The organism is Stenotrophomonas sp. CFBP8980, from assembly GCF_034046095.1.
Taxonomy (GTDB): domain Bacteria; phylum Pseudomonadota; class Gammaproteobacteria; order Xanthomonadales; family Xanthomonadaceae; genus Stenotrophomonas; species Stenotrophomonas lacuserhaii.
In genome coordinates this window covers 84,912-110,748 of sequence record NZ_JAXCXF010000008.1, presented here as the reverse complement: position 1 = coordinate 110,748, position 25,837 = coordinate 84,912, and the positions used below count along the sequence as shown (strand labels likewise).

Sequence of the window (25,837 nt, the reverse complement as noted above, 5' to 3'; positions counted from 1 at the left end):
CCATGAAACTGCATCGCCAACTTCTCACTGCGGCCGTTGCGGCTGCGCTGTTCGTCCCGGCCGCCCACGCTGAAGTGGCCATCGATGTGATCGGCGGTTCGGAGATCACCTTCGAAGGCCTGGTCCAGGCCGATGGCAACTGGTTCGACAACGATGTAGCCGACCTCAACGGCGGCGATGCAGCCAACGGCAAGGACAGCGAGTTCGAGCTGCGCCGTGCCGAACTGGTACTCAAGGGCAAGGGCCCGGGCAACGTGGAATGGGTGGTCGGCTACGACGCCAAGGCCGACAAGTTCCTCGACACCAACATCAAGTACAAGCTGGGCGGCAACAGCAGCCACTTCATCCAGCTGGGCCAGTACAAGCAGCCCAACAGCCTGGAAGAACTGTCCAGCACCAAGAACAACGACTTCATCTCCAAGGCCGCAGTGACCAACACCTACGCGGTGGCGCGTCGCCTCGGCGGCGCCTGGGGCTACGGCCAGGACGACTGGTCGGTGACCGCCAGCGCCTTCGGCCGCGAACTGACCCGCAACCTGGCCCACGGCAGTGGCTACGGCGCGCGCGGCACCTTCGCCCCGATCAACGAAAAGGGCCAGGTGCTGCATTTCGGCCTGAGCTACGTGGCCTATGACACCGACGCGGACACCCTGCGCGTGCGTGCCCGTCCGAATGCCGACCTGGCCACCGTGCGCCTGATCGACAGCGGCAACATGGTCGACACCGACAACGTCACCACCCTGGGCGTGGAAGCGATGTACATCGGTGGCCCGTTCAAGGCGCAGGGTGAGTACTACAGCAGCAAGGCCAAGCGCATGGCCAACGACAACTACACCAGCGATGGTTTCTATGTCAGCGGCCTGTGGAACATCACCGGTGAGACCTGGGGCTACAAGGGCGGCGTGCCGGGCACCGGCCTGCCGGACAACCCCGCCAGCGGCATGTGGCAGCTTGGCGCACGCTATGACCACATGGACCTCAACGACGGCAACCTGAGCGCCAACCCGGTCGCCGGTCGTCCGCCGATCGTGGACGGCGTGCTCGGCGGCAAGATGGATATCTGGACCGTGGGCGTGAACTACTACTGGCGCTCCAACACCAAGTTCGCCCTGAACTACGTGATGGTGGACAGCCAGAAGTACAGCTCCAGCGCGCGTGGCTTCGTCAATGACGACCCGAACATCCTGGAAGCACGCCTGCAGTTCTTCTGGTAAGACCTGCAGTTGCAACACGCTGATCAGCAAGGGCACGGCATTGCGCCGTGCCCTTCTGCGTTGTTGCAGGACGCTGCCTTCAGAGCCCGCGCGGGACCTGCTGGCGACGCCGGGACAGGGAATGCAGCGCGATCCCCACGCTGACCAGCCCAATCCCGATCCGCTGCCACGTCGCCAGGGTTTCAGCGAAGAACAGCACTGCCACCGCACTGCCCAGCACAGGCACCAGCAAGGTGAACCATGATGCGCGGACTGCACCGAGCAGGTTGATCGCGTAGTACCAAAGACCGAACACCACGCTGCCATTGAGCAGGCCCGCCCAGCCGATTCCCAGCAGGTCGGCCGCGCTGGGCTGGGCAAGGGCGCCCGGCTGCAGCACTACCCAGCCCACCATCGGCAGGGACGTCAGCAGCGCCAACAGCATCTGCAGGGTGACCATAGATCGCGCGGGCAGGCGCTGGGTCGGCTGGCCTGCCAACCACGTGCCGAATGCCCACGCCAGCGCGTTGGCCACCACCAGCAGGCCGCCTGCGCCCAGTGGCGTTGCACTCCCTCCTGCGAAGAGCAGCACGCCGGCCAATGCGGCTGCAGGCGCTGCGGCACCCAACAACGTCCAGCGGCGGGAGTGTGCAGCGTCGATCAGGCTGGTGAACGCCGGCATGGTGTAGATCAAGGCAAGCACCGTGGACGCAGGGAACCAGGACAACGCCACGATGTTCATCGTCGCCACAAGGCTGCCGTTCACCGTCACCGCAACGAGGATCTGCCACCGTGATCGCCGGTCAAGCCGCCGCAGCGCCGCAAGGGTGCCGGCGATACCGCCCAGCAGCGGCAACAGACCGAGCGAGACGCTGTAGAACCGGAACATCCAGGGCCCAAGATGCTCGATGGCCTGCCGCGCGAAGGAAAAGCTCGCAGCCCATATCACTACCACGGCAAGCGCGGCAGCGCCGCCGCGCACGTCAGTCCGGGGAATGGCCATCGACGAACGCTGCGTCGTAACGGACCACTAATGCCAAGCGCTTGTACGCCCCGTGTGCACCAACGGTGGAAACGAAATGTGGAATGAGGCGCTTGCTGGTGTCAAACACCAGCAACTGGAATCTGACCGGCAACAGGCACGAGCGCACCCGGCTGCGGTCCTCGCTCAAGAGCATGGTCAGACCACCGTGATTGGGGTCCCATTCGCGGGTCAGGTTGATCACTACACCGAAGCTCTGGCCAGGATCGCAATGCGTGGACAGGAAGTCGCCCTCATCGAAGCGGCTTACGTAAAATTGCCGGATCGCCAACGGCACGCGGCCGGTGACTGTGTGCAGGAGCGATCGCAGGGCGGGCCCATCCATCAGGCGCCGCGCGTCGGCGAGTGCGGGAACATGAAGATTCTGCGACGCGCCATCGATGCGCCGGAATGAGAATGCGAACGTTCCGGCAGTGCGATCACGCACTGCCTTGCGCTGCTGTACCCGCGCAAGGCGACGCTGCCTGGCAGGAAACTCGAACTCGCCGTCACGGTTCCTGATGATGTAGCTCCACGCCTGCTCCGGAAGGTGCTCCAGCCCGCCGCTGATGCCGTCCAGCTCCGGCAGCCAAGGGAGCACGTTGAAATGCACATGGCCGTGATCACGGAAGGTGCGCGCAAGTGCGTCAGGCATGCTCAAAGACCACCTCCTGGTGACTTTGATAGGTCTGCAACGAGAAATGCAGCCGCTTGCCCACCAGGTTGCAGGCGTCGTAGCCGTTGAGCAGCTTGATCACTTGGTCAGCGACCAGCCCGCCCATGATGCTCAGCGAGGGCGCGCTCTGCCAGGCGTTGACCAGGCGCCCGCCGTCGTTGAAGGCATTGCGCATGCGCGCGCGCTGGAACGCACGGATCTGTGGACTGCTGCTGTAAAACGACCGCTGCGCCGCCTCACGCAACTGGTCGAATCCCGGATGCGACCCATCGTTGAGGTAGACAGGTCCCACCGATATCTGTAGCGGGTCGCCACCCAGCTCGATCACGGGTATGGCCAGCGTCCCGGCGAGCCGGTGCAGGCGACGCTCCACGCTCCGGATGCGGTAGTAGCCCAGGCTGGCCCACGCCAGCACCACCAGGTCGACCCCCTCGAGCAGCGCTCGCAGGTGCTCATCGCCGGTACTGGCGAATTCGGCCACCGCTTCCACGTTCAGATGGGGGTTGTGCCGGCGCAGCGACGCGGCCGCGGCCACGGCCTTGCTGGCGCCCACATCGTCTGCGTCGTAGAGGACCTGTCTGTTGAGGTTTGAAAGCTCCACGCAGTCGCCGTCCACGATGCGCAGGGTGCCGATTCCCAACCGCGCCAGGTTGAGGCAGCACCACGTGCCCCAGCCGCCCATGCCCAGCACCAGCACACGCTTCTGCTTAAGCCGCTCCTGATAGCAGGTACCATGCGGCTGCCTGGCCTGGTCGAGCAGTGCGAACTGCAGTATCTGCCGGTCGTAGCGCTCAATCTCCGCTGCGCTGAGCACGGCCGAAGCGTAAGCCCCCTCTTCCAGCAGCCGGTGGTTCCCGAGCTGCTCGATCAACGCCTGAACATCCTGCGGCACGAAGCTGATCTGGCGCGCAGCCAGTTCCTTCTGGATGCGTGGAACGGTGTGCTGGCCATCCAGCAGCGACAGCACCACCGTGGCCCACTCCGGTGGTGCGGTGAGTATTTTCGCCGTGCCGGGAATCTCTCCGATGCACACGTCACCTTGTTCGGAAACGAGTACATGGTGCGAGCGCTTGAGCAGGGGTTTGATCGGGACCATCGGATCCTCCACGTAAAGAAGGGGAGCAGGGCATGCCCTGCTCCCCGGCCGGGTCAGTCCAGGTCGATCTCTTCCCCTGCCACGTACATCGCGTCTTCTTCGCTGATGGCGGAGATGCGCTCTTCAAGGTCATGCAGGACCAGTACGTCCATCATCGTCTCCTTGCTGTCATGCGCCGGATGGGCGCCACTGCAGGTATACGCCTGCACCACCCGGGCAACTGTTGGAAATCGGTCATCCGGGCGCTGTCATGGATGCGTCATGTGAAAGTCGCGCTGGTGTCACGCAATCGTTATGGAATGTGCAGCGACACGACGGGTACTCACCCGTCCACCACCCAGGAGCCATCCCCGTGATCCACGCCTTCAAGTCGCGCGCCGCCGTCGCCATCCTGGCCGCGTCGTCCGTCTTCGCCGCCAACGCCGCTGATGTGACCGGCGCCGGCGCGTCCTTCATCTTCCCCGTGATGTCCAAGTGGTCGGCCGATTACACCGTCGCCACCGGCAAGAAGGTCAATTACCAGTCCATCGGTTCCGGCGGTGGCATCGCGCAGATCAAGGCCGCCACGGTCGACTTCGGTTCCTCCGATGCTCCGCTGAAGCCGGAAGAACTGGCTGCTGCGGGCCTGGCCCAGTTCCCGTCGGTGATCGGCGGCGTGGTGCCGGTGATCAACGTGGCCGGCATCGCCCCGGGCGCGCTGAAGCTGGATGGCGCCACCCTGGCCAACATCTTCCTGGGCAAGATCAAGACCTGGAACGACCCGGCCATCGCCGCGCTGAACCCGGGCCTGACGCTGCCGGCGGCGAAGGTCACCATCGTGCACCGCTCCGACGGTTCGGGCACCACCTTCAACTTCGTCAACTACCTGTCCAAGGTCAGCCCGGAGTGGAAGACCAAGGTCGGTGAAGGCACCTCGGTCCAGTGGCCGGCTGGCATCGGCGGCAAGGGCAACGAAGGCGTCGCTGCCTACGTGAAGCAGATCAAGGGCGGCATCGGCTACGTCGAACTGTCCTACGCGCTGCAGAACCGCATGTCCTACGCTTCGATGAAGAATGCCGCCGGCAATGTCGTGCAGCCGTCGGACACCACCTTCGCCGCCGCTGCCGCCAGCGCCGACTGGGCCAACGCCAAGGACTTCTACCTGGTGATGACCAATGCACCGGGCGCCCAGGCCTGGCCGATCACCGCCACCAACTTCATCCTGGTGCGCAAGCAGCCGCGCAACGTGGCCAATGCGAAGGCGACCCAGGACTTCTTCCGCTGGATCTACAAGAGCGGCGACAACCAGGCCAAGCAGCTGGACTACGTGCCGCTGCCGGACAGCCTGGTGCAGCAGATCGAAACGTACTGGACGCAGAACCTGAAGTACTGATCCATCAAGGCATGGGGCCGGCGGGGACTCTCTCCCTCCGCCGGCCCCTTCCGGGGCGCGTGACCTTTCCAGGGTTGCGCGTTTTTTTTGCGCCCGGTCTTTCGTGTGTGCACGCTCGAGCGAGTGGGCGAAGGGAGCTGGGCAGGACACGCCGCAAGTCCCGCTCCGCGGCCCGGCCCAGCCGCTGGCGGCTGTGCGTTCGAGCGCATGCGAGGCAGTGCCTCGCATGCCATGCGCTCTCACCCATGTAGGCTGCGTCGCCGCATCCATGCGCTCAGCGTCCTGCACGACCCCACCCGGCACCGCTGCTGACAGACTGCGGGCGCGGTGGGGGTCCAGAGCGAGGAGCAGAAGCCGCGCAGTTTGGGGTGTGTGCGCACCAGCCGGGGATGTCACGGAGTCGTGAAAGGCCCGTCAGATGGTGACGTGGGGCACCTCTGTGACCCGCGTCATCAGGCTGTAACAAAAACATCATTTCATAGCCGCAACCGCCGGACAGACCGGCAACCTACCGCTATGGAGTGACGCATGAAACTGCAGAAAGCCGGCCTGGCCACCCTTTCCCTGGCCATTGCCCTCGGCCTGTCGGCCTGCGGCGGCAACGAAGCGCCGACCGCCCAGCAGCCGGCCGACGGTTCCACTGCCGCGGCCCCGGCCGCCGGTGACAAGGTCAGCGCCGAAGTCTCCGGCGCCGGCGCTTCCTTCATCTTCCCGCTGGTGTCCAAGTGGTCGGCCGATTACAACGCGGCCAGCGGCGCCAAGATCAACTACCAGTCGATCGGCTCCGGCGGCGGCATCGCCCAGATCAAGGCAGGCACCGTTGATTTCGGTTCGTCGGACAAGCCGCTCAGCAGCGAAGAGCTGGCCCAGTCCGGCCTGGCGCAGTTCCCCTCGGCGATCGGCGGTGTGGTGCCGGTGGTCAACATCGAAGGCCTGGAGCCGGGCAAGCTGCGCCTGAGCGGCGCCCTGCTGGCCGACATCTTCCTGGGCAAGATCAAGACCTGGAACGACCCGGCCATCGTGGCTGCCAACCCGGGCGTGACCCTGCCGGAAGGCAAGATCACCCTGGTGCATCGCTCCGATGGTTCGGGCACCACCTTCAACTTCACCAACTACCTGTCCAAGGTCAGCGCGGACTGGAAGGGCAAGGTCGGCGAAGGCACTTCGGTGCAGTGGCCGGACGGCGTGGGTGGCAAGGGCAACGAAGGCGTGGCTTCGTACGTGAAGCAGATCAAGGGCTCGATCGGCTATGTCGAATTGGCCTACGCCCTGCAGAACAGCATGCCGTACACCTCGATGCAGAACGCGGCCGGCACCTGGGTGCAGCCGAGCGCTGAAACCTTCGCCGCCGCTGCTGCCAGCGCCGACTGGGCCAGCGCCAAGGACTTCAACCTGGTCATCACCAATGCACCGGGTGAGCAGGCCTGGCCGATCACCGCCACCAACTTCATGCTGATGCAGAAGCAGCCCAAGGATGCCAAGCGCAACCAGGATGCACTGGCGTTCTTCAAGTGGGCCTTCGAAAACGGCCAGGCGCAGGCCAACGAGCTGCACTACGTGCCGCTGCCGGCCGAGCTGGTCACCCAGATCGAAGCCTACTGGGGCACTGAACTGAAGTGATGCCGGCACGGTGCCCGCCCCGCGCGGGCACCGTCCTTTCGAGTACCGCGTCACCCCGCCCCCAACTGGCCGCGTCGCCTATCCCATGAATGCCATCGCACAGCCTGCCGCCGTACCTTCCACGCGTGATGCGCGTGACGCCCGCAATGACCGCCTGTTCCGATGGGTGCTGGTCGGCACCGTCATCTTCGTCCTGGCCGCGCTGGCCTGCGCCGCGCTGTCCATGCTGTGGGGCGGACGCCACGCCCTGGAAGCGCAGGGCCTGAGCTTCTTCTACTCCTCCGAATGGAATCCGGTGGAGAACAAATTCGGTGCGCTGGCACCGATCTACGGCACCCTGGTCACCGCGCTGATCGCGATGGTCATCGCCGTACCGGTGAGCTTCGGCATCGCCTTCTTCCTGACCGAAGTCGCCCCGCGCTGGATGCGCGGCCCGGTCGGTACCGCCATCGAACTGCTGGCCGGCATTCCTTCGATCATCTACGGCATGTGGGGCCTGTTCGTGCTGGTGCCTGTGATGACCGAGTACGTGACGCCCTTCCTCAATGAAACCCTGGGCGAATGGCCGATCATCGGCCCGATGTTCCAGGGTCCGCCGCTGGGCATCGGCATGCTCACCGCCGGCTTCGTGCTGGCCATCATGGTCATCCCGTTCATCTCTTCGGTGATGCGCGAAGTGTTCCTGACCGTGCCGACCCGCCTGAAGGAATCGGCCTATGCGCTGGGTTCGACCAAGTGGGAAGTCAGCTGGGACATCGTGCTGCCCTACACCCGCTCGGCGGTGATCGGCGGCATCTTCCTCGGCCTGGGGCGCGCCCTGGGCGAGACCATGGCGGTGGCCTTCGTGATCGGCAACAGCGTGCGCCTGTCGCCTTCGCTGCTGGAGCCGGGCACCACCATCGCCGCGCTGATCGCCAATGATTTCGGCGAAGCCACCGAGACCTACCGTTCGGCCCTGCTGCTGCTTGGCTTCGTGCTGTTCATCGTCACCTTCGTGGTGCTCGCCATCGCCCGCCTGATGCTGATGCGCCTGTCCCGCAAGGAGGGCAACTGATGTCCACTGCCACTGAATCGCTGTACCTTCGCCGCCGCATCGGCAACGTCGTGGCGATCCTGCTGTCCGTCGTCACCGCGCTGTTCGGCCTGTTCTTCCTCGGCTGGATCCTGTGGACGCTGTTTTCCAAGGGGTTGCCAGGCATCAACTGGGCGCTGTTCACCCAGATGACCCCGCCGCCGATGCAGGAAGGCGGCCTGGCCAATGCCTTCTACGGCAGCGCGGTGATGTGCGCCATGGCGATCGGCATCGGTACTCCGCTGGGCGTACTGGCCGGCACCTGGCTGGCCGAGTACGGCAACTTCCGCAAGGCCGGCACCGTGGTCCGCTTCGTCAACGACATCCTGCTGTCGGCCCCGTCGATCGTGCTGGGCCTGTTCGTCTACACGCTGTTCGTGATGCAGACCGGCGGCAGCTTCTCCGCCTTCGCCGGTGCGCTGGCCCTGGCCTTCATCGTGCTGCCGGTGGTGGTACGCACCACCGATGAGATGCTGCGCCTGGTGCCTTCGCAGATGCGCGAAGCGGCGCTGTCGCTGGGCATCCCGCAATGGAAGGTCACCGTGCAGGTGCTGTACCGCAGCGCCTCGGCCGGCATCGTCACCGGCATCCTGCTGGCGCTGGCGCGCATTTCCGGCGAGACCGCTCCCCTGCTGTTCACCGCCTTCGGCAACCAGTACTGGAGCAGCAACGTGTTCCAGCCGATGGCCTCGGTGCCGGTGGTGATGAACCAGTTCGCCGGCAGCCCGTACGAATCCTGGCAGGTGCTGGCCTGGGCCGGCGCGCTGGTGCTGACCGTCTTCGTGCTCCTTATCAGCCTGAGCGCACGCGGCATCCTGCTGCGCAACCGTATCTCCCATGACTGACCTTTCCGCGGACACTGCCATGAACGATCTTTCCAACGCCGTGCCGATGCAGCGCATCGTGGTCCCGGCCTCGCATGAATCGCTTGCCACTCCGGCGCCGGTCAAGCTGGCCGCGCGTGGACTGGACTTCTACTACGACAAGTTCCATGCCCTGAAGAGCATCGACATCGAAGTGCCGGAGAAGCGCGTCACTGCGCTGATCGGCCCTTCCGGCTGCGGCAAGTCGACCCTGCTGCGCATCTTCAACCGCATCTACGCGCTGTACCCGAAGCTGGAAGCGCGTGGTGAGGTGCTGCTGGACGGCGAGAACATCCTCTCGCCGAAGTACCCGATGAACCGCCTGCGCAGCAAGGTCGGCATGGTGTTCCAGAAGCCGGTGCCGTTCCCGATGACCATTTTCGAGAACGTGGCGTACGGCATCCGCCATCACGAAAAACTGTCCAAGGCGGACATGAACGACCGCGTCGAACATGCGCTGCGCCAGGGCGCGCTATGGGACGAAGTGAAGGACAAGCTGGGCCAGAGCGCGCTGGGCCTGTCCGGTGGCCAGCAGCAGCGCCTGTGCATCGCACGCGCCGTCGCCCTGCGCCCGGACGTGCTGCTGCTGGACGAACCGACCTCCGCGCTGGATCCGATCTCCACCAGCCGCATCGAGCAGCTGGTGGAGGAGCTCAAGCACGATTACACCATCGTCATCGTGACCCACAACATGCAGCAGGCCGCGCGTGTTTCCGACTACACCGCCTTCATGTACCTGGGCGACCTGATCGAGCACGACCGGACCGAAGTGATCTTCTCGCAGCCCAGCAAGCAGCAGACCGAAGACTACATCACCGGCCGCTTCGGCTGATCCGCCGCACGCCCTTTTTCGAGAGCATAGACATGAACCTTCCCAACGACCACATCGTCAAGAGTTACGACGAAGAGCAGCAGCGCCTGGTCGCCGAAATCGTGCGCATGGGCGAGATGGCCGTGGCGCAGCTCGAAGCGTCGATGGACGTGATCGAGAAGCGCGACGAGAATGCCGCCCGCCGCATCATCGCCAATGACGAAGCCATCGACGCGCTGGAACAGCAGATCAGCCACGACGTCATGCGCCTGTCGCTGCGTGGGCCGATGGCACGCGACCTGCGCGAGATCCTCGCCGGCCTGCGCATCCCGGCCGACATCGAACGCATCGGCGACTATGCCGCCAACGTGGCCAAGCGCTCCATCGCGCTGGGCAAGGTGCCGCCGCTGCCGCAGATCCAGGGCCTGCGGGCACTCGGCCGGCTGGCCGCGGTGCAGGTGCGCCGGGCCATCGAGGCCTACCGGGACAACGACGTGGAAGCGGCGCTGGCGCTGCGCGAGGACGACGCCCGCCTGGATGCGCAGTACACCGCGCTGTTCCGCGAGCTGCTGACCTACATGATGGAAGACCCGCGCAACATCACCCCCTGCACCCACCTGCTGTTCATGGCCAAGAACCTGGAACGGGTTGGCGACCACGCCACCAACATCGCCGAGAACGTCTGGTTCCTGGTGCATGGCGAACAGCCGCTGCCGCCGCGCGAGAAGCGCGACGAGACCTCCAGCGCCGCGGAGTGATCCCCGGCGCGGCAGTGCCCGGAAGCCGGGCCCTGCTCGGCTTTCCTCGTTCATGGCCGCTGGAGGGGCCGACCGGCGGCCTCTGTTAGAATTCGGGTATGACTGACACCCCGCTGCCCTCGCCCGTCGACGCCCCTGCCCCGCCTCCTGCCACGCACCGTGCGATGTCGCAGCGCTTCCGCGGCTTCCTGCCGGTGGTGGTGGACGTGGAAACCGGCGGCTTCGACTGCCGACGCAATGCCCTGCTGGAAATCGCGGCGGTTCCCATCGAAATGGACGACAACGGCCTGCTGTACCCGGGCCAGACGGCCAGCGCGCACGTGGTGCCGGCCGAAGGCCTGGAGATCGATCCGAAGTCGCTGGAGATCACCGGCATCATCCTGGACCACCCGTTCCGGCTGGCCAAGGAAGAGAAGCACGCGCTGGACCACATCTTCACCCCGGTGCGTGCGGCGATGAAGAAGTACGGTTGCCAGCGTGCGATCCTGGTCGGCCATAACGCGCATTTCGACCTGGGCTTCGTCAACGCCGCGGTCGAGCGCGTGGGCCACAAACGCAACCCGTTCCATCCCTTCAGCGTGTTCGACACGGTGACCATGGCCGGCATCGCCTACGGCCAGACCGTACTGGCCCGCGCCGCCACTGCCGCCGGGCTGGGCTGGGATGCCGAAGAGGCGCACAGCGCGGTGTATGACACCGAGCAGACGGCAAAGCTGTTCTGCACGATCGCCAACGCCTGGCCGCGCTGAGCGCGGTCAGGCATTGGCAGGCGGTGCTTAAGCGCGAGCGCGCTTACGCCCCATCGCCTGCGTCGCAGGCAATGGACCCCACCTTGTCTGCTTCCTATCCCCGCGCCTTCGGCGCGCCCCCTTAACAAAGGGGGCTTGCAGTCCGACAGTGCGCAGGCTTCCCACCCGTAATGTGTCTGGAGAGCAGCCCCCTTGTTGTTCAAGGGGGCGCGCCGACAGGCGCGGGGATAAGGTGGAATGCATGGACGAGCATCGGCTGACCCGAACGGGTCAGCCGATGCTCGTTCTGTCGCGGCCGTCGCTCTTTGCCCGGTAAAGCGCGCGGTCGGCGCGCTGGTACAGCAGCTTGGGCGTGCGGTCGGCCGGGTCCAGCTCCACCAGGCCGGCGCTGAAGGTCACCCGCAGGTCCGGGATCCCGGCCCAGTCCGGATGGTCGTGGAACAGCCCGTGCAGGCGCGCGCAGACCTGCGCCGCTTCCTCCAGCCGGGTGTCGTTGAGCAACAGGGCGAACTCTTCGCCGCCGGTGCGCGCAGGCAGGTCCGAATCGCGGCAGGCGGAGGCCAGCACCTGCGCCACCTCGACCAGCACCGCGTCGCCCACGCTGTGCGAATGGCGGTCGTTGACGTTCTTGAAGTGATCCACGTCAAGCACCACCAGGCACAGCGGATGCCCACTGCGCTGCGAACGGGCGAAGTCACGCGCCATCGTTTCGTCGAAGGCGCGGCGGTTCGGCAGGCCGGTCAGTGCATCTTCGCGGGCCTGGCGTTCGAACGCCTCGGACTGCAGTGCCAGCCGGTCCACCAGGTCGCTCTTTTCTGAATTCAACGCCTGCAGGTGCACGGTCTGCGCCTGCAGGTCGCGCGTGGCCTCGTCCACCATGCGCGCCAGGCGGATATTGGAGGTCTTGTAGCGGTTGATCAGGAAACGGTACAGGGCGATCAGCGCGGCCAGCAGCAGCAGCGCCGCCACCGCCTGCACGCTGTGCCGCTGCCACCAGAACGGCTCGATGGTGAACGACCACACCGCTTCACTGTCACTCCAGGCGCCGCCTGGATGCGCCGCCGATACATGCAGGGTGTAATCGCCTGGCGGCAGGCCGATGAACTCCACGCTGCGTTGCTGCCCGCGCTCCACCCAGCCACTGTCCAGTCCGTCCAACCGGGTGCGGTAGCGGATCCGTTCGGACATCAGGTAGCTCAACCCGACAAAGCTGACCGCCAGCCGTCGCCCGCCTTCGATCCGATTGAGCTCGCTGCCTTCCCAATGGATCGGTGCGCCGTCCACCTGCACGTTCTCGATCGCCGCCGGCGGCGCCAGCCGCTCGCGGAAGCGCTGCAGCCGCAGCGGATCAACCATGCTCAGGCCACCGGCGGTCACCACCCAGTAGGTGCCGTCCTGGCGCAACAGCGCCGCCGGCCCGGAACTGCCGTTGGCCTGCGAGTTCGCCATCCCGTCGATTTCGTTGTAACGCTCCACGTCCAGGCGCGCGGCGCGGCCGTCGGCCACTTCGTTGAGCATGCCCATGTCGGTACGCAGCACGCCGCGGTTGCTGCTGATCCAGACGTTGCCCACTTTGTCCGGCACCAGCTGGAACACCGTGTCCACCGGCATGCCCTGCTCCAGCCCGACGCGCGAAAGCACGCCCTGCTGGTACCGATAGAGACCGCGGTCGCTGCTGATCCACATCGCATCGCCGATCTGCTGGAAGCCGAACACGCTGCGCCCCCCGCCCAGTCCGGCCAGGTCGATGTACTGCACGGTGTCGCCGCGCAGCACGCGGATGCCTTCGATGGTGCCGATCCACAGGTTGCCGGCGGCATCGTGGGCCAACGCGGTGATCAATGCGGTCGGCATGCCTTCCATGCGCGGCAGGCTGGCACCCTTCTCATCGATGCGTGCTACGCCCCTCTGGGTACCGGCCCACACCACGCCCTGCGCATCGATGCTGATCGCGCGGATGTTGCCGATCGGCACGCCGTCGACGCTGTCATAGGTGCGTTCGGGATGCCCGTTTTCGTCCAGCCGCATCACCCCGTCACCGAAGGTCCCCACCCATACATCGCGGTCCCTGCCCTGCGCCAGGCTCAGCACCGATGGGGGCTTGCCGCCCCGGTTATGCAGGATGACCGGTGCGAAACGACCGTCTGCGCCGCGCCGGTCCAGGCCACTGGCGCTGCCGACCCACAGCGTTCGCTGCGCATCTTCCAGCACCGTACGCACGTAGTCACCGCTCAGGCCGTCACGCTCGGTGTAGCTGGCGAACAGGGTTTCGCGCAGCCGGTACAGCCCGCCATTGGCGCCGACCCAGATGCTGCCCTCGGCGTCCTCGCGCAGGCTCACCACCCGCCCACCGGGCAGGTTCAGGCCCGCCGGCAGGCGTTCCAATCCGTGCTGTGAAATGCGCAGCAGGCCCTGGTTCTCCGTACCCAGCCACAGGTCGCCGTGGCGATCCTGCAGCATGGCGGTCAGGTGGATCTGCCCGGGCAGGCGATGGACCAGGTGCGGCGTGTCGTCCTGCAACCGGTACAGACTCTCCCCGCCGACGATCCACAGCACCCCATCGGGCGCGCGGTAGGGCCATACCAGCCCGCTCCCCACGCCCCAGGCGGCCGGCGCCCGCTTCAGCGTGCCATCGGTATCGCGCAGCAACAGGCCGTCCAGGGTCCCGATCCAGACCCGGTCCTGCGCATCGACCACCAGCTTGGTGAAGTTGAGCGCGAACGGCAGATCCTTCGGTGGCGCCTCGTAGACCATCTTCCCGTCCGGCCCCAGATAGCCGATCCCCTTGCCTTCGAACAACAGCCACAGGCGGCCATGGCTGTCCATCTGCATCGCCTGGATCAGCACCTGTGGAGTGTGTTGCTGGCGTTGCCACACGTCCCACTGGCCATCGGTCGAACGCCGGGTGATGTTGCCGCGCGAATCGCTGATCCACAGCCCGCCCTGCCGGTCCACCAGCAGCGAGCCCACGCCGTTGTCGCGCAGGCCGGGGCGCGTGCTGCGGTCGAAGACGGTGAAATCCAGGCCGTTGTAACGCACCAGGCCTTCCCAGGTGGCGAACCACAGGTGGCCTTCGGGGGTCTGGGCGATGTCGCGCAGCGAGTTGTGCGGCAGGCCATTGCGCGAGGTCCATACATCGATGGCATAGTCGCGCAGCGGCGGCGCACCACCGCCGTGCGCGGACGCCGGCAGCCAGCCCGCCAGCATCAGCAGCCCCAGCAGCACGTACAGCGCCATGCGCCGCAAGCCGCCCGCGTCTCCATCGCGTCGCCGCGCAATGGCTTGAATCCCGCGGTGTCTCATCGCAGCGCGTCAGCTCCCGGCATACGATGGCACCGACGCACGCGCACGCAAGTGCGCCATGCGCCCTTGCGGGCAGGGGCGGGATCGATCTGGTTCATCGGGTTGACGCTGGGAAGAGATGCGCATCATAGGCAAATCCGCGCCCGCCTGTGTCAAGCCCCGCCGCGCGAGACGGCCAGCACGGGCGCCGGCCAGTAAACGACTGCATCCAGACCGCCGCCTGGGCGGTTCTCCAGGCTCACCCGGGCGCCGTCCTTGCCGGCCAGGGCGCGGGCGATGGTCAGGCCCAGTCCGGCCCCGCCGGTTTCCCGCGAACGCGAGGTTTCCAGCCGCACGAAGGGATCGAACACGCTGCGCAGCTCGTCGTCGGCCAGCCCGGGGCCCTGATCGCTGATGCGCACCCGCACGCCCTTGCCATCCCGTTCGGCCCGCACACTGGCCGACTGCCCGTACATCAGCGCGTTGTCCAGCAGGTTGCTGAAAAGGCGGCGCATGGCCAGCGGCCGCAACATCAGCACCGCGCCACAGCCGCCATCGAAGCGGGCGTCGGCGCCAGCTTCCACGGCATCTTCCACCAGGCTTTCCAGCAACGAATCCAGGTCCAGCGGCGCCCGCTGTTCGGCGCTTTCGGCGCTGCGCGCCAGCTCCAGCCCCTCGCGGATCAGCGCCTGCATGGCCGCCAGGTCAGCGATCAGGCGCTCGCGCAGGGCTTCGTCTTCCACGTTCTCAAGCCGCAGGCGCAGGCGCGTGACCGGCGTCTGCAGGTCATGGGTGATCGCCGCCAGCATGTGGGTGCGCTCGGCCAGGTGCCGCTGCAGTTGCTGCTGCATGGCATTGAAGGCCTCGGCGGCGCGCTGGACTTCCAGCGGGCCGGTGACCGGCATCGGCTCGCGGTGCAGGTCCTGTCCCAGCTCCTGCGCGGCGCCGGCCAACCGCTGCAGCGGCGCACTGGCCATCCGCGCGACGGCATACGCCAGCACGGCGATGGCGAGCACCAGCAAGCTGAGGAACAGCGGATCCACCGCCAGCGCGCCATTGTTCGCCACCGCAGGCGATTCCAGCGCCAGCGCCAGCGTGGTGCCGTCGGACAGGGTCAACTGCACCGCGCGGCAACGCGGTGGGATGAAAGCCGGATCGCGCTCGCGCGGCGGCCGGTTGCGGTGCTTGTCCTTGTCCGGCGGCGGCAGCAGGTCTTCCATGCGCGGCAGGCAGGCCCGGAAGGAGGTGAAATGCACCGACGCACTGGCCACCGGACCGGGGCGCGCCGCCAGCACGTCCATCAACGCGCTGTCCGCCCTGCCTTGGCGGGCACCGGGCAGCAGCACGCGCACGCTGGGCCCGCCCGCCGCCAGCAGTCGCTCGCGCAGTTCCGGATTGCCGTCCAGCAGGTTCACGTAGCCCTGCAGGCGGTCGGCGATGCGGGTCAGGTTCTGCCGTTCGAACTCCTGCTGGCGTTTGGCGCCGGCCAGCAAGGTCGCGCCGATCGCCGCCACGCCCATGCCCAGCAGCAGGATCACGAACAGCCGACCCACCATCGAAGACAGGAAGCGGCGCAGCCGGCTCATTCCAGCGTCACCGCCGTGGCCAGCACATAGCCTTCGTTGCGCACGGTCTTGATCAGGCCATCAGGGCCACCGTCATCGGCCAGCTTGTTGCGCAGGCGACTGACCTGCAGGTCGATGGCGCGGTCCTGCGATTCGTAGTTGCGCCCGGTACTGAGGGCGACCAGCTGTTCGCGCGACAGCACCTTGTTGGCATGCCCGACGAACACCCGCAGCAGGCGGAACTCAGCACCGGACAGCACCACCACGCGACCATCGGGATCAACCAGGTGGCGGTGTTCGAGGTCGAAGATCCAGCGCGAGAAGCGCGCACGGCGGATCGCCAGCGGCTCCAGATTGGCCGGCAATGCTTCGGTCCTGCGCAGCACGTTGCGGATGCGCGCCAGCAGCTCGCGCGGTTCGAACGGCTTGGCCAGGTAATCGTCGGCTCCCATTTCCAGCCCCAGTACGCGATCGATGGGTTCGGCGCGTGCGGTAAGCATGATCACCGGTGTGGCCGAGCGTGCGCGCAGGTCGCGGCAGAGGGTCAGCCCATCCTCGCGCGGAAGGTTCAGGTCCAGCACGATCAGGTCCACATGCTCGCGCTCCAGCACCTGGCGCATGCCCGCGCCATCGGCGGCGGTACTGACCTGGTAGCCGGCGCGACCGAGCTGCTCGGCGAGCAGGCTGCGGATGTCGTTGTCGTCATCGACGATGAGCAGGCGGTGCATCGGGTGGGTGGTCTCCATGGCGGCATCATCCCCTGTCGGCAGCTGAACCGCACGCGGGCCCATGCGTTGCAGTGTATCCAGTGGCCTACCCGATACACGTTGAAACACGCTTGATGCCGCCATGTTACACACAGACACACACCGAGGATTGAGCCGGCAGGCAAACGGTTCGCACAATGAACGCGATGCCGCTGGACGGCCTGCCGAGTACATCCCACCGTGATCTTCCGCCTGCTGCCCAAGACCCGCCGCGGTCGCCTGTTGCTGTCACTGCTGCTCATCGTGCTGCTCGCGACCATCGCGTGGTGGCTGCTGCGCAAGCCCGCTGCACCGACGCTGGCCACGTCCCCGGTGATCCGCGCCGACGTGGAGCAGACGGTGGATGCCACCGGGGTCATCGACGCCTACCGGCTGGTCAGCGTGGGTGCGCAGGCCTCCGGCCAGGTGCGCTCGCTGAAGGTCCAGCTCGGCGATACGGTCAAGGAAGGCGAGCTGATCGCCGAGATCGACGCCACCACCCAGCAGAACACCGTGCTCAAGGCCGAAGCCACCCTGCAGCAGCAGCGCGCGCAGTTGGCGGTGCAGCAGGCCAGCCTGCGCCAGGCCGAACTGGACTTCGCCCGCCAGCAGCAGATGCTCGCCGCTGAAGCCACCTCGCGGCAGGAATACGACGCCGCCGAAGCCGCGCTGAAGACTGCCCGCGCGCAGATCCAGGCCAACCAGGCGCAGATCAAGGGCAGCGAAACCGAAGTCGCCACCGCGCGTGCCGACCTGGCCTACACCCGCATCACCGCGCCGATGGACGGGACGGTGGTGGCGGTGGTGACCGAAGAAGGCCGCACCGTGAACGCCAACCAGACCGCACCGACCATCGTGATGCTGGCGCGGCTCGACCTGGTGACGGTCAATGCCGAGATATCCGAAGCCGACGTGGTCAAGATCAAGCCCGGCATGCCGGTGTACTTCACCACGCTGGGCGAACCCGACCGCAGGTACCACGCCACGCTGCGCCAGGTGAATCCGGCGCCGGCATCGATCGCCAATGAGAGCTCGTCCAGCTCCAGCAGTTCATCCAGTTCGAGCTCCAGCACGGCGGTCTACTACAACGCGCTGTTCGACGTTGAAAACCCCGATGGCACCCTGCGCATCGACATGACCGCGCAGGTGTCGGTACTGCTGAAGCAGGCCAAGGGCGCGCTGACCGTGCCTTCGGTAGCGCTGGGGCAGAAGACCCGTGATGGCCAGCAGGTGGTGCGCGTGGTCGGCGAAGACGGCCAGCCGCAGCCGCGCCGGGTCAAGGTCGGTATCAACAACGGTGCCAATGCCGAGATCCTGTCCGGCCTGGCCGAAGGCGAGCGCGTGGTGGTCGGCGAAGGCGGCTCGGCCAGCGCCTCGGCCTCGTCCAACCGTGCCCCCGGCATGCGCATGGGGCCGGGCATGGGCGGCGGCGGACCGCGCCGATGAGCACCCCGGGCGCTTCCAACGTGCTGTTGCGGCTGCGCGACCTGCGCCGCGAATTTCCGGCCGGCGAGGACACCATCCCCGTGCTGCGCGACGTCAACCTGGACATCCATGCCGGTGAGATGGTTGCCATCGTCGGCCAATCCGGCTCCGGCAAGTCGACGCTGATGAACATCCTGGGCTGCCTGGACCGCCCTACCCGCGGCAGTTACCAGGTGGCCGGCCGCGAGACCGGCCGCATGGACCCGGATGAACTGGCGGAACTGCGCCGCGAGCACTTCGGCTTCATCTTCCAGCGCTACCACCTGCTCGGCGACCTGGATGCGCGTGGCAACGTGGAAGTGCCGGCCATCTATGCCGGCAACCCGAGCGAGCAGCGCAGCGCGCGTGCGGTGCAGCTGCTGCAACGCCTGGGGCTGGGTGATCGCATGCAGCACAAGCCGGGACAGCTGTCCGGCGGCCAGCAGCAACGCGTGTCGATCGCGCGTGCGCTGATGAACGGCGGCGAGGTGATCCTGGCCGACGAACCCACCGGCGCGCTGGATACGCGTTCCGGCGAAGAGGTGATGGGCATCCTGGGCGAGCTGCATGCCGAGGGCCACACCATCATCATCGTGACCCACGACATGAGCGTGGCCGAGCACGCCCAGCGCATCATCGAAATCCGCGATGGCGAGATCATCGCCGACCGCGTCAACGAGAAGGCGCCCGCCTACCGTGCGCAGCGCGCACCGAGCATCGATGCCGGCAAGGGCAACAGCTGGCGCGCGGCCCGCGACCGCTTCACCGAAGCCTTCCGCATGGCCCTGCTGGCGATGAACGCGCACCGCCTGCGCACCTTCCTGACCATGCTCGGCATCATCATCGGCATCGCCTCGGTGGTGTCGGTGGTGGCCCTGGGCAATGGCTCGCAACAGCAGATCCTGCAGAACATCAGTTCGCTCGGCACCAACACCATCGATGTCTATCCGGGACGTGGTTTCGGTGACATGCGTTCGGCACGGGTGCAGACGCTCAAGGCCAGCGACGCCGATGCGCTGGCCGGGCAGAGCTACGTGGACAGTGCCACGCCGAGCGTCTCCACCTCGGTGACCGCGCGCTACCGCAACCTGTCTGCCACCGCTTCGGTGACCGGGGTCGGCGAGCAGTTCTTCCGGGTGAAAGGCGTGAGCCTGGTCAATGGCAGCTTCTTCGATACCGACGCGGTGAAGTCACTGGCGCAGGTCGCGGTGATCGACGAAAACACCAGGACCCAGTTCTTCCCGGACAGCGACCCGATCGGCCAGGTGATCCTGCTCGGCAACGTACCGGCGCGCGTGGTCGGGGTGGCAAAGCGGCAGAGTTTCGGCTTTGGCGGCAGCACCAGCCTGAGTGTCTGGGTGCCGCACACCACGGCGATGTCGCGCATGCTGGGCCAGAACCATGTGTCAAGCATCACCGTGCGGGTGAAGGACGATACGCCGATGGACGCCGCCCAGGCAGCGATCACCAACGTGCTGACGATGCGCCACGGCACCGAGGACTTCTTCCTGAGCAACAGTGCGGAAATCCGTGAGACCATCGAGCAGACCACGCGCACGATGACCCTGCTGATCGGTGCGATTGCCGCCATTGCGCTGCTGGTCGGCGGCATCGGGGTGATGAACATCATGCTGGTGTCGGTGACCGAGCGCACCCGCGAGATCGGCGTGCGAATGGCCGTGGGGGCGCGCCAGAGTGACATCCGCCAGCAGTTCCTGATCGAAGCAGTGCTGGTCTGCCTGCTGGGCGGGCTTATCGGCGTCAGCCTCGCGCTGGCGCTGGGCTGGGCGTTCGGCCGGTTCTCCAACGATTTCCAGATGGTGTTCTCCACCGGGTCCATCATTGCTGCCTTTGCCTGTTCCACCCTGATCGGCGTGGCCTTCGGCTTCCTGCCCGCGCGCAGTGCCGCGCAGCTGGATCCGGTCGACGCGCTGGCCCGCGAATGAGGATCCCCATGACCCGTTTCCATTCGATGCCTTCGCGCCTGCTGCTGGCCGGTTCCCTGCTCGCCGCGCTGGCCGGCTGCGCCACGGCGGGCCGTTACCCGGTGCAGGACGCCGCGGTTCCCGCCCGCTATGGCAGCCACAGCACCAGCCTTGGCATTGCCGATACAGCACCGCGGAGCGGACTGGACCAGCCCCGCCCGGATGTACGCGCCGATGCCTGGTGGATCGGCTTCGGTGATGCCGGGCTGGACCGCCTGGTAAGCCGCGTACTGGACGCCAACAATGATCTCGCCGTGGCTGGCCTGAACGTACAGCGCGCCCGCCTGCAAGCGGGGCTGGCGCGCAATGCGCTGTGGCCGGATCCGTCCCTGTCCGGCGTCAGCACCAGCACGGCGCGACCGATCGACCGCAGTGCGGACTGGCAGCGTACGGGCGATTACAGCACCGGCGTTTCGCTGCAGTGGGAAGTGGATCTGTGGGGCAGACTGCGCACCCAGCGTGACATCGCGGTGTGGTCGGCGCAGGCCAGCGAGGAAGACCGGCAGAACACCGCGCTGATCGCCATCGGCGATGCGATCAACTACTACTGGAACCTGGCCTATCTCAACCAGTCCATCGCTGCGGGCGCGAAGGACCTCACGCGCCTGCAGCGCACCCTGGAACTGGTACGGGCGCGGCTGGATGCCGGCGCGGCATCGGGCATGGAAGTGCGCCAGGCCCGGCAAAGCCTTGAGGCCCAACGTGCGGCGCAATCCGCGCTGGAACAGCAGCGGGTGGAGGCACGCAACGCACTGACCGTGCTGCTGGATGGCCAGCCGTGGCCGCAGGCGGAGGAGCCGCAAAGCCTGGCCGGCGCCAGCAGCCCGTCGCTGCAGGCCGGCCTGCCAGCCGAGCTGCTGGCGCGCCGGCCGGACCTGCGCGCGGCCGAACTGCGCCTGCGCAACAGCCTCAAGCAGATCCACGTGACTGCCACCGGTTACTACCCGACGCTGAGCCTGAACGGTGGCATCGGCACCAGCGGTCCGAGCCTGGGCGATGTGCTGCGCAATCCGGTGGCCACGCTGGGCGCAGGCTTGGCCCTGCCCTTCCTCAACCTGCAGCGTGCGCAGCTGGACACGGATGTGGCCGGCACGGACTACCAGATCGCCGCCACCACGTTCCGCAAGACGTTGTATACCGCGCTGTCCGAAGTGGACAACGCGCTGTCCGCGCGTGACCAGCTGGCCATCCAGGTGGCCGCATCGCAAGCCTCGTTCAACGAGGCGGTGGCGGTGGAGCGGGCCGAAGAAGTGCGTTACCGGGTCGGTGCGACCGACCTGCGCGATTGGCTGCTGGCGCAGCAGACCCGGCGCCAGGCCGAGCTGTCATTGGCGCGCGTGCGGCAGAGCCAGCTGGCCAATGACGTCACATTGTTCAAAGCGCTGGGAGGCAGCGCAGCCAGGTAGTGACGGCCGCTGGCCGTCCTCCTGCCGCCGGTAGTGACGGCCGCTGGCCGTCAGGCTTTTCGCCTTGGTGGGTGACGGCCGCTGGCCGTCACGCTTTCCGCCCTGGTGGGTGACGACCGTTGGTCGTCACGCTGTTGCTGCGTCTCCGCTGCGCTCGCCGAGCATGGCTATGCCGGTCGTCCTGACCGGCACCCTCCGGGCCGTCGCAAGCGACGTTGGCAGCGGCTCCTGCCGCTGCCTGCAGCGCTACCGGGTACGGCAGCTCAGCCGCGCTGGCGCACCACTTCGAACAGGCTCACGCCGGTGGCAACGGACACGTTCAGGCTTTCTATCTCGCCGGGCATCGGGATCTTGACCAGCCCATCGCAGTTTTCGCGGGTCAGCCGGCGCAGGCCGTCCGCCTCGCCGCCCAGTACCAGCGCGATGTTGCCCTTCAGGTCCAGGTCGTACAGCGAGGCGGTCGCTTCACCGGCCAGGCCGTAGATCCACACACCCTGCTTCTGCAGGTCCTTCAGGCAGCGCGACAGGTTGGTCACCGCGACCACCGGGATACGGTCGGCGGCGCCGGCCGAGGTCTTGCGCACGGTGGCGTTCACCGTCGCCGACTTGTCCTTCGGGATGATCACCGCCGTGGCACCGGCAGCGGCCGCACTGCGCAGGCAGGCACCGAGGTTGTGCGGATCCTGCACCTCATCCAGCACCAGCAGCAGCGCCCTGCCCTCGGCAGCCTCCACCAGCGCTTCCAGCTCGTTTTCGTTGTAGGTGCGCGCAGCGGCATAACGCGCGGCAACGCCCTGGTGGCGCACCGATCCGCCGACACCGTCCAGCGCCTGGCTGTTCACCTTGCGCACGTCGATGCCCTTGCGGCGGGCATTTTCCTCGATCTCGACCAGCCGCGGGTTCTTCGCGCCAGCTTCGACCAGCACCTCGCGGACGTTCTCGGCATCGTTCTCGATGGAGGAAGCGACGGCGTTGACGCCGACAATCCACTGGCTGCTCTTGCTGCTCATGCTCGGCGTGACCGGTAAGGGGGGTGGGTATGGTAGAGCATCGGCCGCGCCGGCGCAGGCGCCTCAGCGACTCTGCGGGGGCCAGTGCGGGGTGTCGTGGTCCGGATGCTGGTGGGAGACCAGCCGGGCGAGGAATTCCAGCGCCTCCACGTCCTGCTCGGTACGTGAGGACGGCAATGCGCCCAGCGCATCAATGAACGGCAGCCGCGCTTCCATGCCGTACTGGCGCACCGGCGGCAGCCGCGCAGGCTGGTCGAAGGCCCCGGCGGCGATGGCCATTCCGTCCGGCGCTTCGTAGGTGAGCGGGGTGCCACACTGGTTGCAGAAGCCGCGCCGCACCAGGTTGGACGACTGGTAATGGCTGGGCTGGCCACGGGTCCAGCTGAACTGCGCGCCGCGCACTGAAACCAACGGCGCGTAATAAGCACCGAAGGCTTTCTGGCACATCCGGCAGTGGCATATCGAGCTGTCCTTCAGCTCACCTCGGACTTCGAAGCGGACGGCGCCGCACTGGCAGCCGCCGCTGTGTTCGGGTTGGCCCTGCATGATGTTCGCCTCCCTCTGCAGCGGACGCCGGGCAGGACCCGGCGCTACCCGCGTCTTCTCAGTACTTCTTCTTGGTGCGCTTGGCCGGCTTGCCGTGCTCGGGCAGTGGTGCCGCGCGCGGTGCTTCTTCTTCCTCGCCCTTGTGCTCGACCAGGCGGAAGTCGATCTTGCGCTCTTCCATGCTTGCCTTCAGCACCAGCACGCGCACGCTGTCGCCCAAGCGGTAGCTGGTGCCGCGACGCTCGCCACCGAGCGTCTTACGCACCGCATCGAACTTGTAATAGTCATGCGGCAGCTGGGTGACATGCACCAGGCCCTGCACCTTGGAATCGGTCAGTTCAACGAACAGACCGAAGCTGGTGACGCCGCTGATCACGCCTTCGAACTGGCCGCCGACGTGCTTTTCCATCCACGCGGCGCGGTAACGCTCGTCCACTTCGCGCTCGGCCTCGTCGGCACGGCGCTCACGCTCGGAACACTGCAGCGCCAGCGCGGCCATCTCGCGCGCGGTGTAGGTGTACTTGTCGACGCGTGCACCGGTCAGCGCGTGCTTGATCGCACGGTGCACCAGCAGGTCGGGGTAACGACGGATCGGCGAGGTGAAGTGTGCGTACGCCTCCAGCGCCAGGCCGAAGTGACCGTTGTTGTCCGGGCTGTACACGGCCAGGCTCTGGCTGCGCAGCAGCACCGATTCCAGCAGGGCGGCATCGGGGCGATCACGGATCTTCTTCAGCAGCTTGGTGTAGTCGCCCGGCACCACCTTCGACCACGGCGGCAGGCTCAGCTTGAACTCCTTGAGGAACTCCAGCAGGTCGGCGAACTTGGTCTCCGGCGGCTTTTCATGCACGCGATACGGTGCCGGCACGCCGTGGCCGAGCAGGTAGCGCGCGGCCTCCACGTTGGCGGCGATCATGCATTCTTCGATCAGCTTGTGCGCATCGTTGCGCACCAGCATGCCGGCCTGGGTAACCTCACCGGTGTTGTCCAGCACGAAGCGGACTTCGCTGGATTCGAACTCGATCGCGCCGCGCTTGCTGCGAGCCTTGGCCAGCACGTGGTACAGCTGGTACAGGCGCTCCACCTGCGGCATCAGCGGACCGATCACCGCCTTGGCGCCGGCGTCGTCCTCGCCCACCGCCTGCCACACCTGGGTGTAGGTCAGGCGCGCGTGCGAGTTCATCACCGCTTCGTAGAATTTCGAGCTGCTGACCTGGCCATCGCGATCCACCTGCATGTCGCAGACAAAGCACATGCGGTCGACCTTGGGCATCAGCGAGCAGATGCCGTTGGACAGCGTCTCCGGCAGCATCGGCACCACGAAGCCCGGGAAATACACCGAGGTGGCGCGCTTCTGCGCTTCGTCATCCAGCGGCGTGCCGGGACGCACGTAGTTGGAGACATCGGCGATGGCCACCACCAGCCGGAAGCCGTTGGCATTGGGTTCGCAATAGACCGCGTCGTCGAAGTCCTTGGCATCCTCGCCATCGATGGTGACCAGTGGGGTGCTGCGCAGGTCCACGCGGTTGCCGATCATCGCCGGTTCGACCACCAGCGGAACCGAGGCGGCTTCATCGAGCACTTCCTGCGGGAATTCGAACGGCAGTTCGTGCCCGTGGATGGCCGTTTCCACCACCAGCGAAGCGGTCAGCTTGTCGCCGAGCACGGCGATGATGCGGCCGATCGGCGGACGGCGGCTGTCCGGGGCCTGGGTCAGTTCGCACACCACCAGCTGTCCATCGCGCGCGCCCCCGGTGTGGTCCGGCGGTACCTGCACATTGCGCTGGATGCGCTTGTCATCGGGCACCACGTAATTGATGCCCATCTCCACGCTGAAGCGACCGATCAGGCGGGTCATGCCGCGCTCGAGCACGCGGGCGATGCTGCCCTCGCGGCGACCGCGGTGGTCGATGCCGGTCACGTTGGCCAGCACCTTGTCACCGTGCATGACCTTGCGCATTTCATAAGGTGGCAGGAACAGGTCGTCGCCGCCTTCCACCGGGCGCAGGAAGCCGAAGCCTTCCGGATTGGCGATCACCACGCCGGTCACCAGGTTCAGCGCCTGGATCGGGGCGAAACCACCGCGGCGGTTCTGCACCAGCTGGCCGTCTCGGACCATGGCACCCAGCCGGCGCGACAGCGCTTCGGCGCGATCCGGTGCGGTCAGGCCCAGGCGGGCACCGACTTCCTCGGCGGTCTGCGGCCCTTCGCAGCGTTCCAGCAAGGCCAGGATGGCCTCGCGGCTGGCGATGGGCTGCTCGTATTTCTCCGCTTCGCGGGCGGCGTGCGGATCATCCACCGGGGCGCCCAGCGGCGGCAACGGACGGCGACCGCGCGGGCCGGACGGGGGCGGGCCGCGGCGGCCTGCGCCACGCGGCGCGGCAGCCGCACCGGCGCTTCCACCGGTCAGGGTTTCCGGCATCCACGGCGGAAGACTCTTCTTCTTCGCGCCCTTCGGCGATCCGGCGGGGGCGCCCTGGGGCGGCGATGTGCGGGAGCTCTTCCCGCCCTTGCTTGGTTTTTTGGTGTTCATCGCCCTCCATGGTAGCCGCTGCGGGCGTGCAGAACGGGTCATGGCCCGGCGTAAATGAATGGCGGCCCTTAT

Annotated in this window: 21 protein-coding genes; 11 read left to right on the top strand and 10 right to left on the bottom strand. The window is 66.8% G+C overall.

Annotated features, from left to right (window positions below; translation table 11 throughout):
* Nucleotides 1-2 precede the first annotated feature (2 nt).
* Complete coding sequence (locus tag SOM47_RS15430; RefSeq protein WP_320506083.1) at nucleotides 3-1,214, top strand: OprO/OprP family phosphate-selective porin; 1,212 nt, start codon at nucleotides 3-5, stop codon at nucleotides 1,212-1,214.
* A 79-nt stretch (nucleotides 1,215-1,293) separates the two neighbouring features.
* Here the strand turns inward: SOM47_RS15430 and SOM47_RS15425 are convergent, their stop codons facing one another.
* The 4 genes from SOM47_RS15425 to SOM47_RS15410 are packed head-to-tail and all read right to left on the bottom strand — an operon-like array spanning nucleotide 1,294 to nucleotide 4,141.
* Complete coding sequence (locus tag SOM47_RS15425) at nucleotides 1,294-2,196, bottom strand: DMT family transporter (protein ID WP_320506082.1); 903 nt, start codon at nucleotides 2,194-2,196, stop codon at nucleotides 1,294-1,296.
* Nucleotides 2,177-2,869 carry a 2OG-Fe(II) oxygenase gene (locus SOM47_RS15420; RefSeq protein WP_320506081.1) on the bottom strand — a complete coding sequence of 231 codons (693 nt, stop codon included), beginning with the start codon at nucleotides 2,867-2,869 and terminating at the stop codon, nucleotides 2,177-2,179. Before SOM47_RS15420 ends, SOM47_RS15425 begins: the two co-directional genes overlap by 20 nt.
* The gene (locus SOM47_RS15415) at nucleotides 2,862-3,986 is read right to left on the bottom strand and encodes a HesA/MoeB/ThiF family protein (RefSeq protein ID WP_341850248.1); all 1,125 of its coding nucleotides are present in this window, start codon (nucleotides 3,984-3,986) and stop codon (nucleotides 2,862-2,864) included. The genes SOM47_RS15420 and SOM47_RS15415 overlap by 8 nt, the downstream gene beginning before the upstream one ends.
* A gap of 53 nt (nucleotides 3,987-4,039) precedes the next feature.
* The gene (locus SOM47_RS15410; RefSeq protein ID WP_406846305.1) at nucleotides 4,040-4,141 is read right to left on the bottom strand and encodes a pantocin A family RiPP; all 102 of its coding nucleotides are present in this window, start codon (nucleotides 4,139-4,141) and stop codon (nucleotides 4,040-4,042) included.
* 197 nt (nucleotides 4,142-4,338) lie between these two features.
* Between SOM47_RS15410 and pstS (SOM47_RS15405) the strand changes: the two genes are divergently transcribed.
* The 7 genes from pstS (SOM47_RS15405) (at nucleotide 4,339) to rnt (ending at nucleotide 11,231) form a co-directional block, all read left to right on the top strand.
* A complete protein-coding gene (pstS, locus tag SOM47_RS15405; RefSeq protein WP_042614357.1) occupies nucleotides 4,339-5,358 on the top strand; it encodes a phosphate ABC transporter substrate-binding protein PstS in 1,020 nt (339 codons plus the stop codon).
* A 528-nt stretch (nucleotides 5,359-5,886) separates the two neighbouring features.
* Nucleotides 5,887-6,978 carry a phosphate ABC transporter substrate-binding protein PstS gene (pstS, locus tag SOM47_RS15400; RefSeq protein WP_042614356.1) on the top strand — a complete coding sequence of 364 codons (1,092 nt, stop codon included), beginning with the start codon at nucleotides 5,887-5,889 and terminating at the stop codon, nucleotides 6,976-6,978.
* 85 nt (nucleotides 6,979-7,063) lie between these two features.
* On the top strand, nucleotides 7,064-8,032 hold the full coding sequence (pstC, locus tag SOM47_RS15395) for a phosphate ABC transporter permease subunit PstC (RefSeq protein ID WP_042614355.1): 969 nt from the start codon (nucleotides 7,064-7,066) through the stop codon (nucleotides 8,030-8,032).
* A complete protein-coding gene (pstA, locus tag SOM47_RS15390) occupies nucleotides 8,032-8,895 on the top strand; it encodes a phosphate ABC transporter permease PstA (protein ID WP_042614354.1) in 864 nt (287 codons plus the stop codon). Before pstC ends, pstA begins: the two co-directional genes overlap by 1 nt.
* Nucleotides 8,896-8,914: 19 nt before the next feature.
* Nucleotides 8,915-9,745, top strand: coding sequence for a phosphate ABC transporter ATP-binding protein PstB (gene pstB, locus SOM47_RS15385; RefSeq protein ID WP_042614353.1), 831 nt, complete (start codon nucleotides 8,915-8,917; stop codon nucleotides 9,743-9,745).
* A gap of 32 nt (nucleotides 9,746-9,777) precedes the next feature.
* The gene (phoU, locus tag SOM47_RS15380; RefSeq protein WP_042614352.1) at nucleotides 9,778-10,482 is read left to right on the top strand and encodes a phosphate signaling complex protein PhoU; all 705 of its coding nucleotides are present in this window, start codon (nucleotides 9,778-9,780) and stop codon (nucleotides 10,480-10,482) included.
* Between the two features lie 113 nt (nucleotides 10,483-10,595).
* Nucleotides 10,596-11,231 (top strand): ribonuclease T, encoded by a 636-nt coding sequence (rnt, locus tag SOM47_RS15375; protein WP_414715824.1) that lies wholly within the window; start codon nucleotides 10,596-10,598, stop codon nucleotides 11,229-11,231.
* A 270-nt stretch (nucleotides 11,232-11,501) separates the two neighbouring features.
* Here the strand turns inward: rnt and SOM47_RS15370 are convergent, their stop codons facing one another.
* The 3 genes from SOM47_RS15370 to SOM47_RS15360 form a co-directional block, all read right to left on the bottom strand.
* On the bottom strand, nucleotides 11,502-14,468 hold the full coding sequence (locus SOM47_RS15370; RefSeq protein ID WP_320506078.1) for a diguanylate cyclase: 2,967 nt from the start codon (nucleotides 14,466-14,468) through the stop codon (nucleotides 11,502-11,504).
* A 218-nt stretch (nucleotides 14,469-14,686) separates the two neighbouring features.
* Nucleotides 14,687-16,099 (bottom strand): ATP-binding protein, encoded by a 1,413-nt coding sequence (locus SOM47_RS15365; protein ID WP_320506077.1) that lies wholly within the window; start codon nucleotides 16,097-16,099, stop codon nucleotides 14,687-14,689.
* Complete coding sequence (locus SOM47_RS15360; RefSeq protein ID WP_192083930.1) at nucleotides 16,096-16,824, bottom strand: response regulator; 729 nt, start codon at nucleotides 16,822-16,824, stop codon at nucleotides 16,096-16,098. The genes SOM47_RS15365 and SOM47_RS15360 overlap by 4 nt, the downstream gene beginning before the upstream one ends.
* Nucleotides 16,825-17,025: 201 nt before the next feature.
* Between SOM47_RS15360 and SOM47_RS15355 the strand changes: the two genes are divergently transcribed.
* From SOM47_RS15355 to SOM47_RS15345, 3 genes are read left to right on the top strand one after another with little or no spacing between them, the layout of a single operon-like run.
* The gene (locus SOM47_RS15355; RefSeq protein WP_320506076.1) at nucleotides 17,026-18,270 is read left to right on the top strand and encodes an efflux RND transporter periplasmic adaptor subunit; all 1,245 of its coding nucleotides are present in this window, start codon (nucleotides 17,026-17,028) and stop codon (nucleotides 18,268-18,270) included.
* Nucleotides 18,267-20,234 carry a MacB family efflux pump subunit gene (locus SOM47_RS15350; RefSeq protein WP_320506075.1) on the top strand — a complete coding sequence of 656 codons (1,968 nt, stop codon included), beginning with the start codon at nucleotides 18,267-18,269 and terminating at the stop codon, nucleotides 20,232-20,234. The genes SOM47_RS15355 and SOM47_RS15350 overlap by 4 nt, the downstream gene beginning before the upstream one ends.
* An 8-nt stretch (nucleotides 20,235-20,242) precedes the next feature.
* Complete coding sequence (locus SOM47_RS15345) at nucleotides 20,243-21,679, top strand: efflux transporter outer membrane subunit (protein ID WP_414715818.1); 1,437 nt, start codon at nucleotides 20,243-20,245, stop codon at nucleotides 21,677-21,679.
* A 263-nt stretch (nucleotides 21,680-21,942) separates the two neighbouring features.
* Here the strand turns inward: SOM47_RS15345 and rlmB are convergent, their stop codons facing one another.
* The 3 genes from rlmB to rnr all read right to left on the bottom strand — a co-directional run bounded on the left by rlmB (nucleotide 21,943) and on the right by rnr (nucleotide 25,765).
* Nucleotides 21,943-22,689, bottom strand: coding sequence for a 23S rRNA (guanosine(2251)-2'-O)-methyltransferase RlmB (rlmB, locus tag SOM47_RS15340; RefSeq protein WP_042615355.1), 747 nt, complete (start codon nucleotides 22,687-22,689; stop codon nucleotides 21,943-21,945).
* Nucleotides 22,690-22,752: 63 nt separating this feature from the next.
* Nucleotides 22,753-23,235: a GFA family protein gene (locus tag SOM47_RS15335; protein ID WP_320506073.1), complete on the bottom strand. Its 483-nt coding sequence runs from the start codon at nucleotides 23,233-23,235 to the stop codon at nucleotides 22,753-22,755.
* A gap of 58 nt (nucleotides 23,236-23,293) precedes the next feature.
* Complete coding sequence (rnr, locus tag SOM47_RS15330) at nucleotides 23,294-25,765, bottom strand: ribonuclease R (protein ID WP_192083934.1); 2,472 nt, start codon at nucleotides 25,763-25,765, stop codon at nucleotides 23,294-23,296.
* Nucleotides 25,766-25,837: the final 72 nt, after the last annotated feature.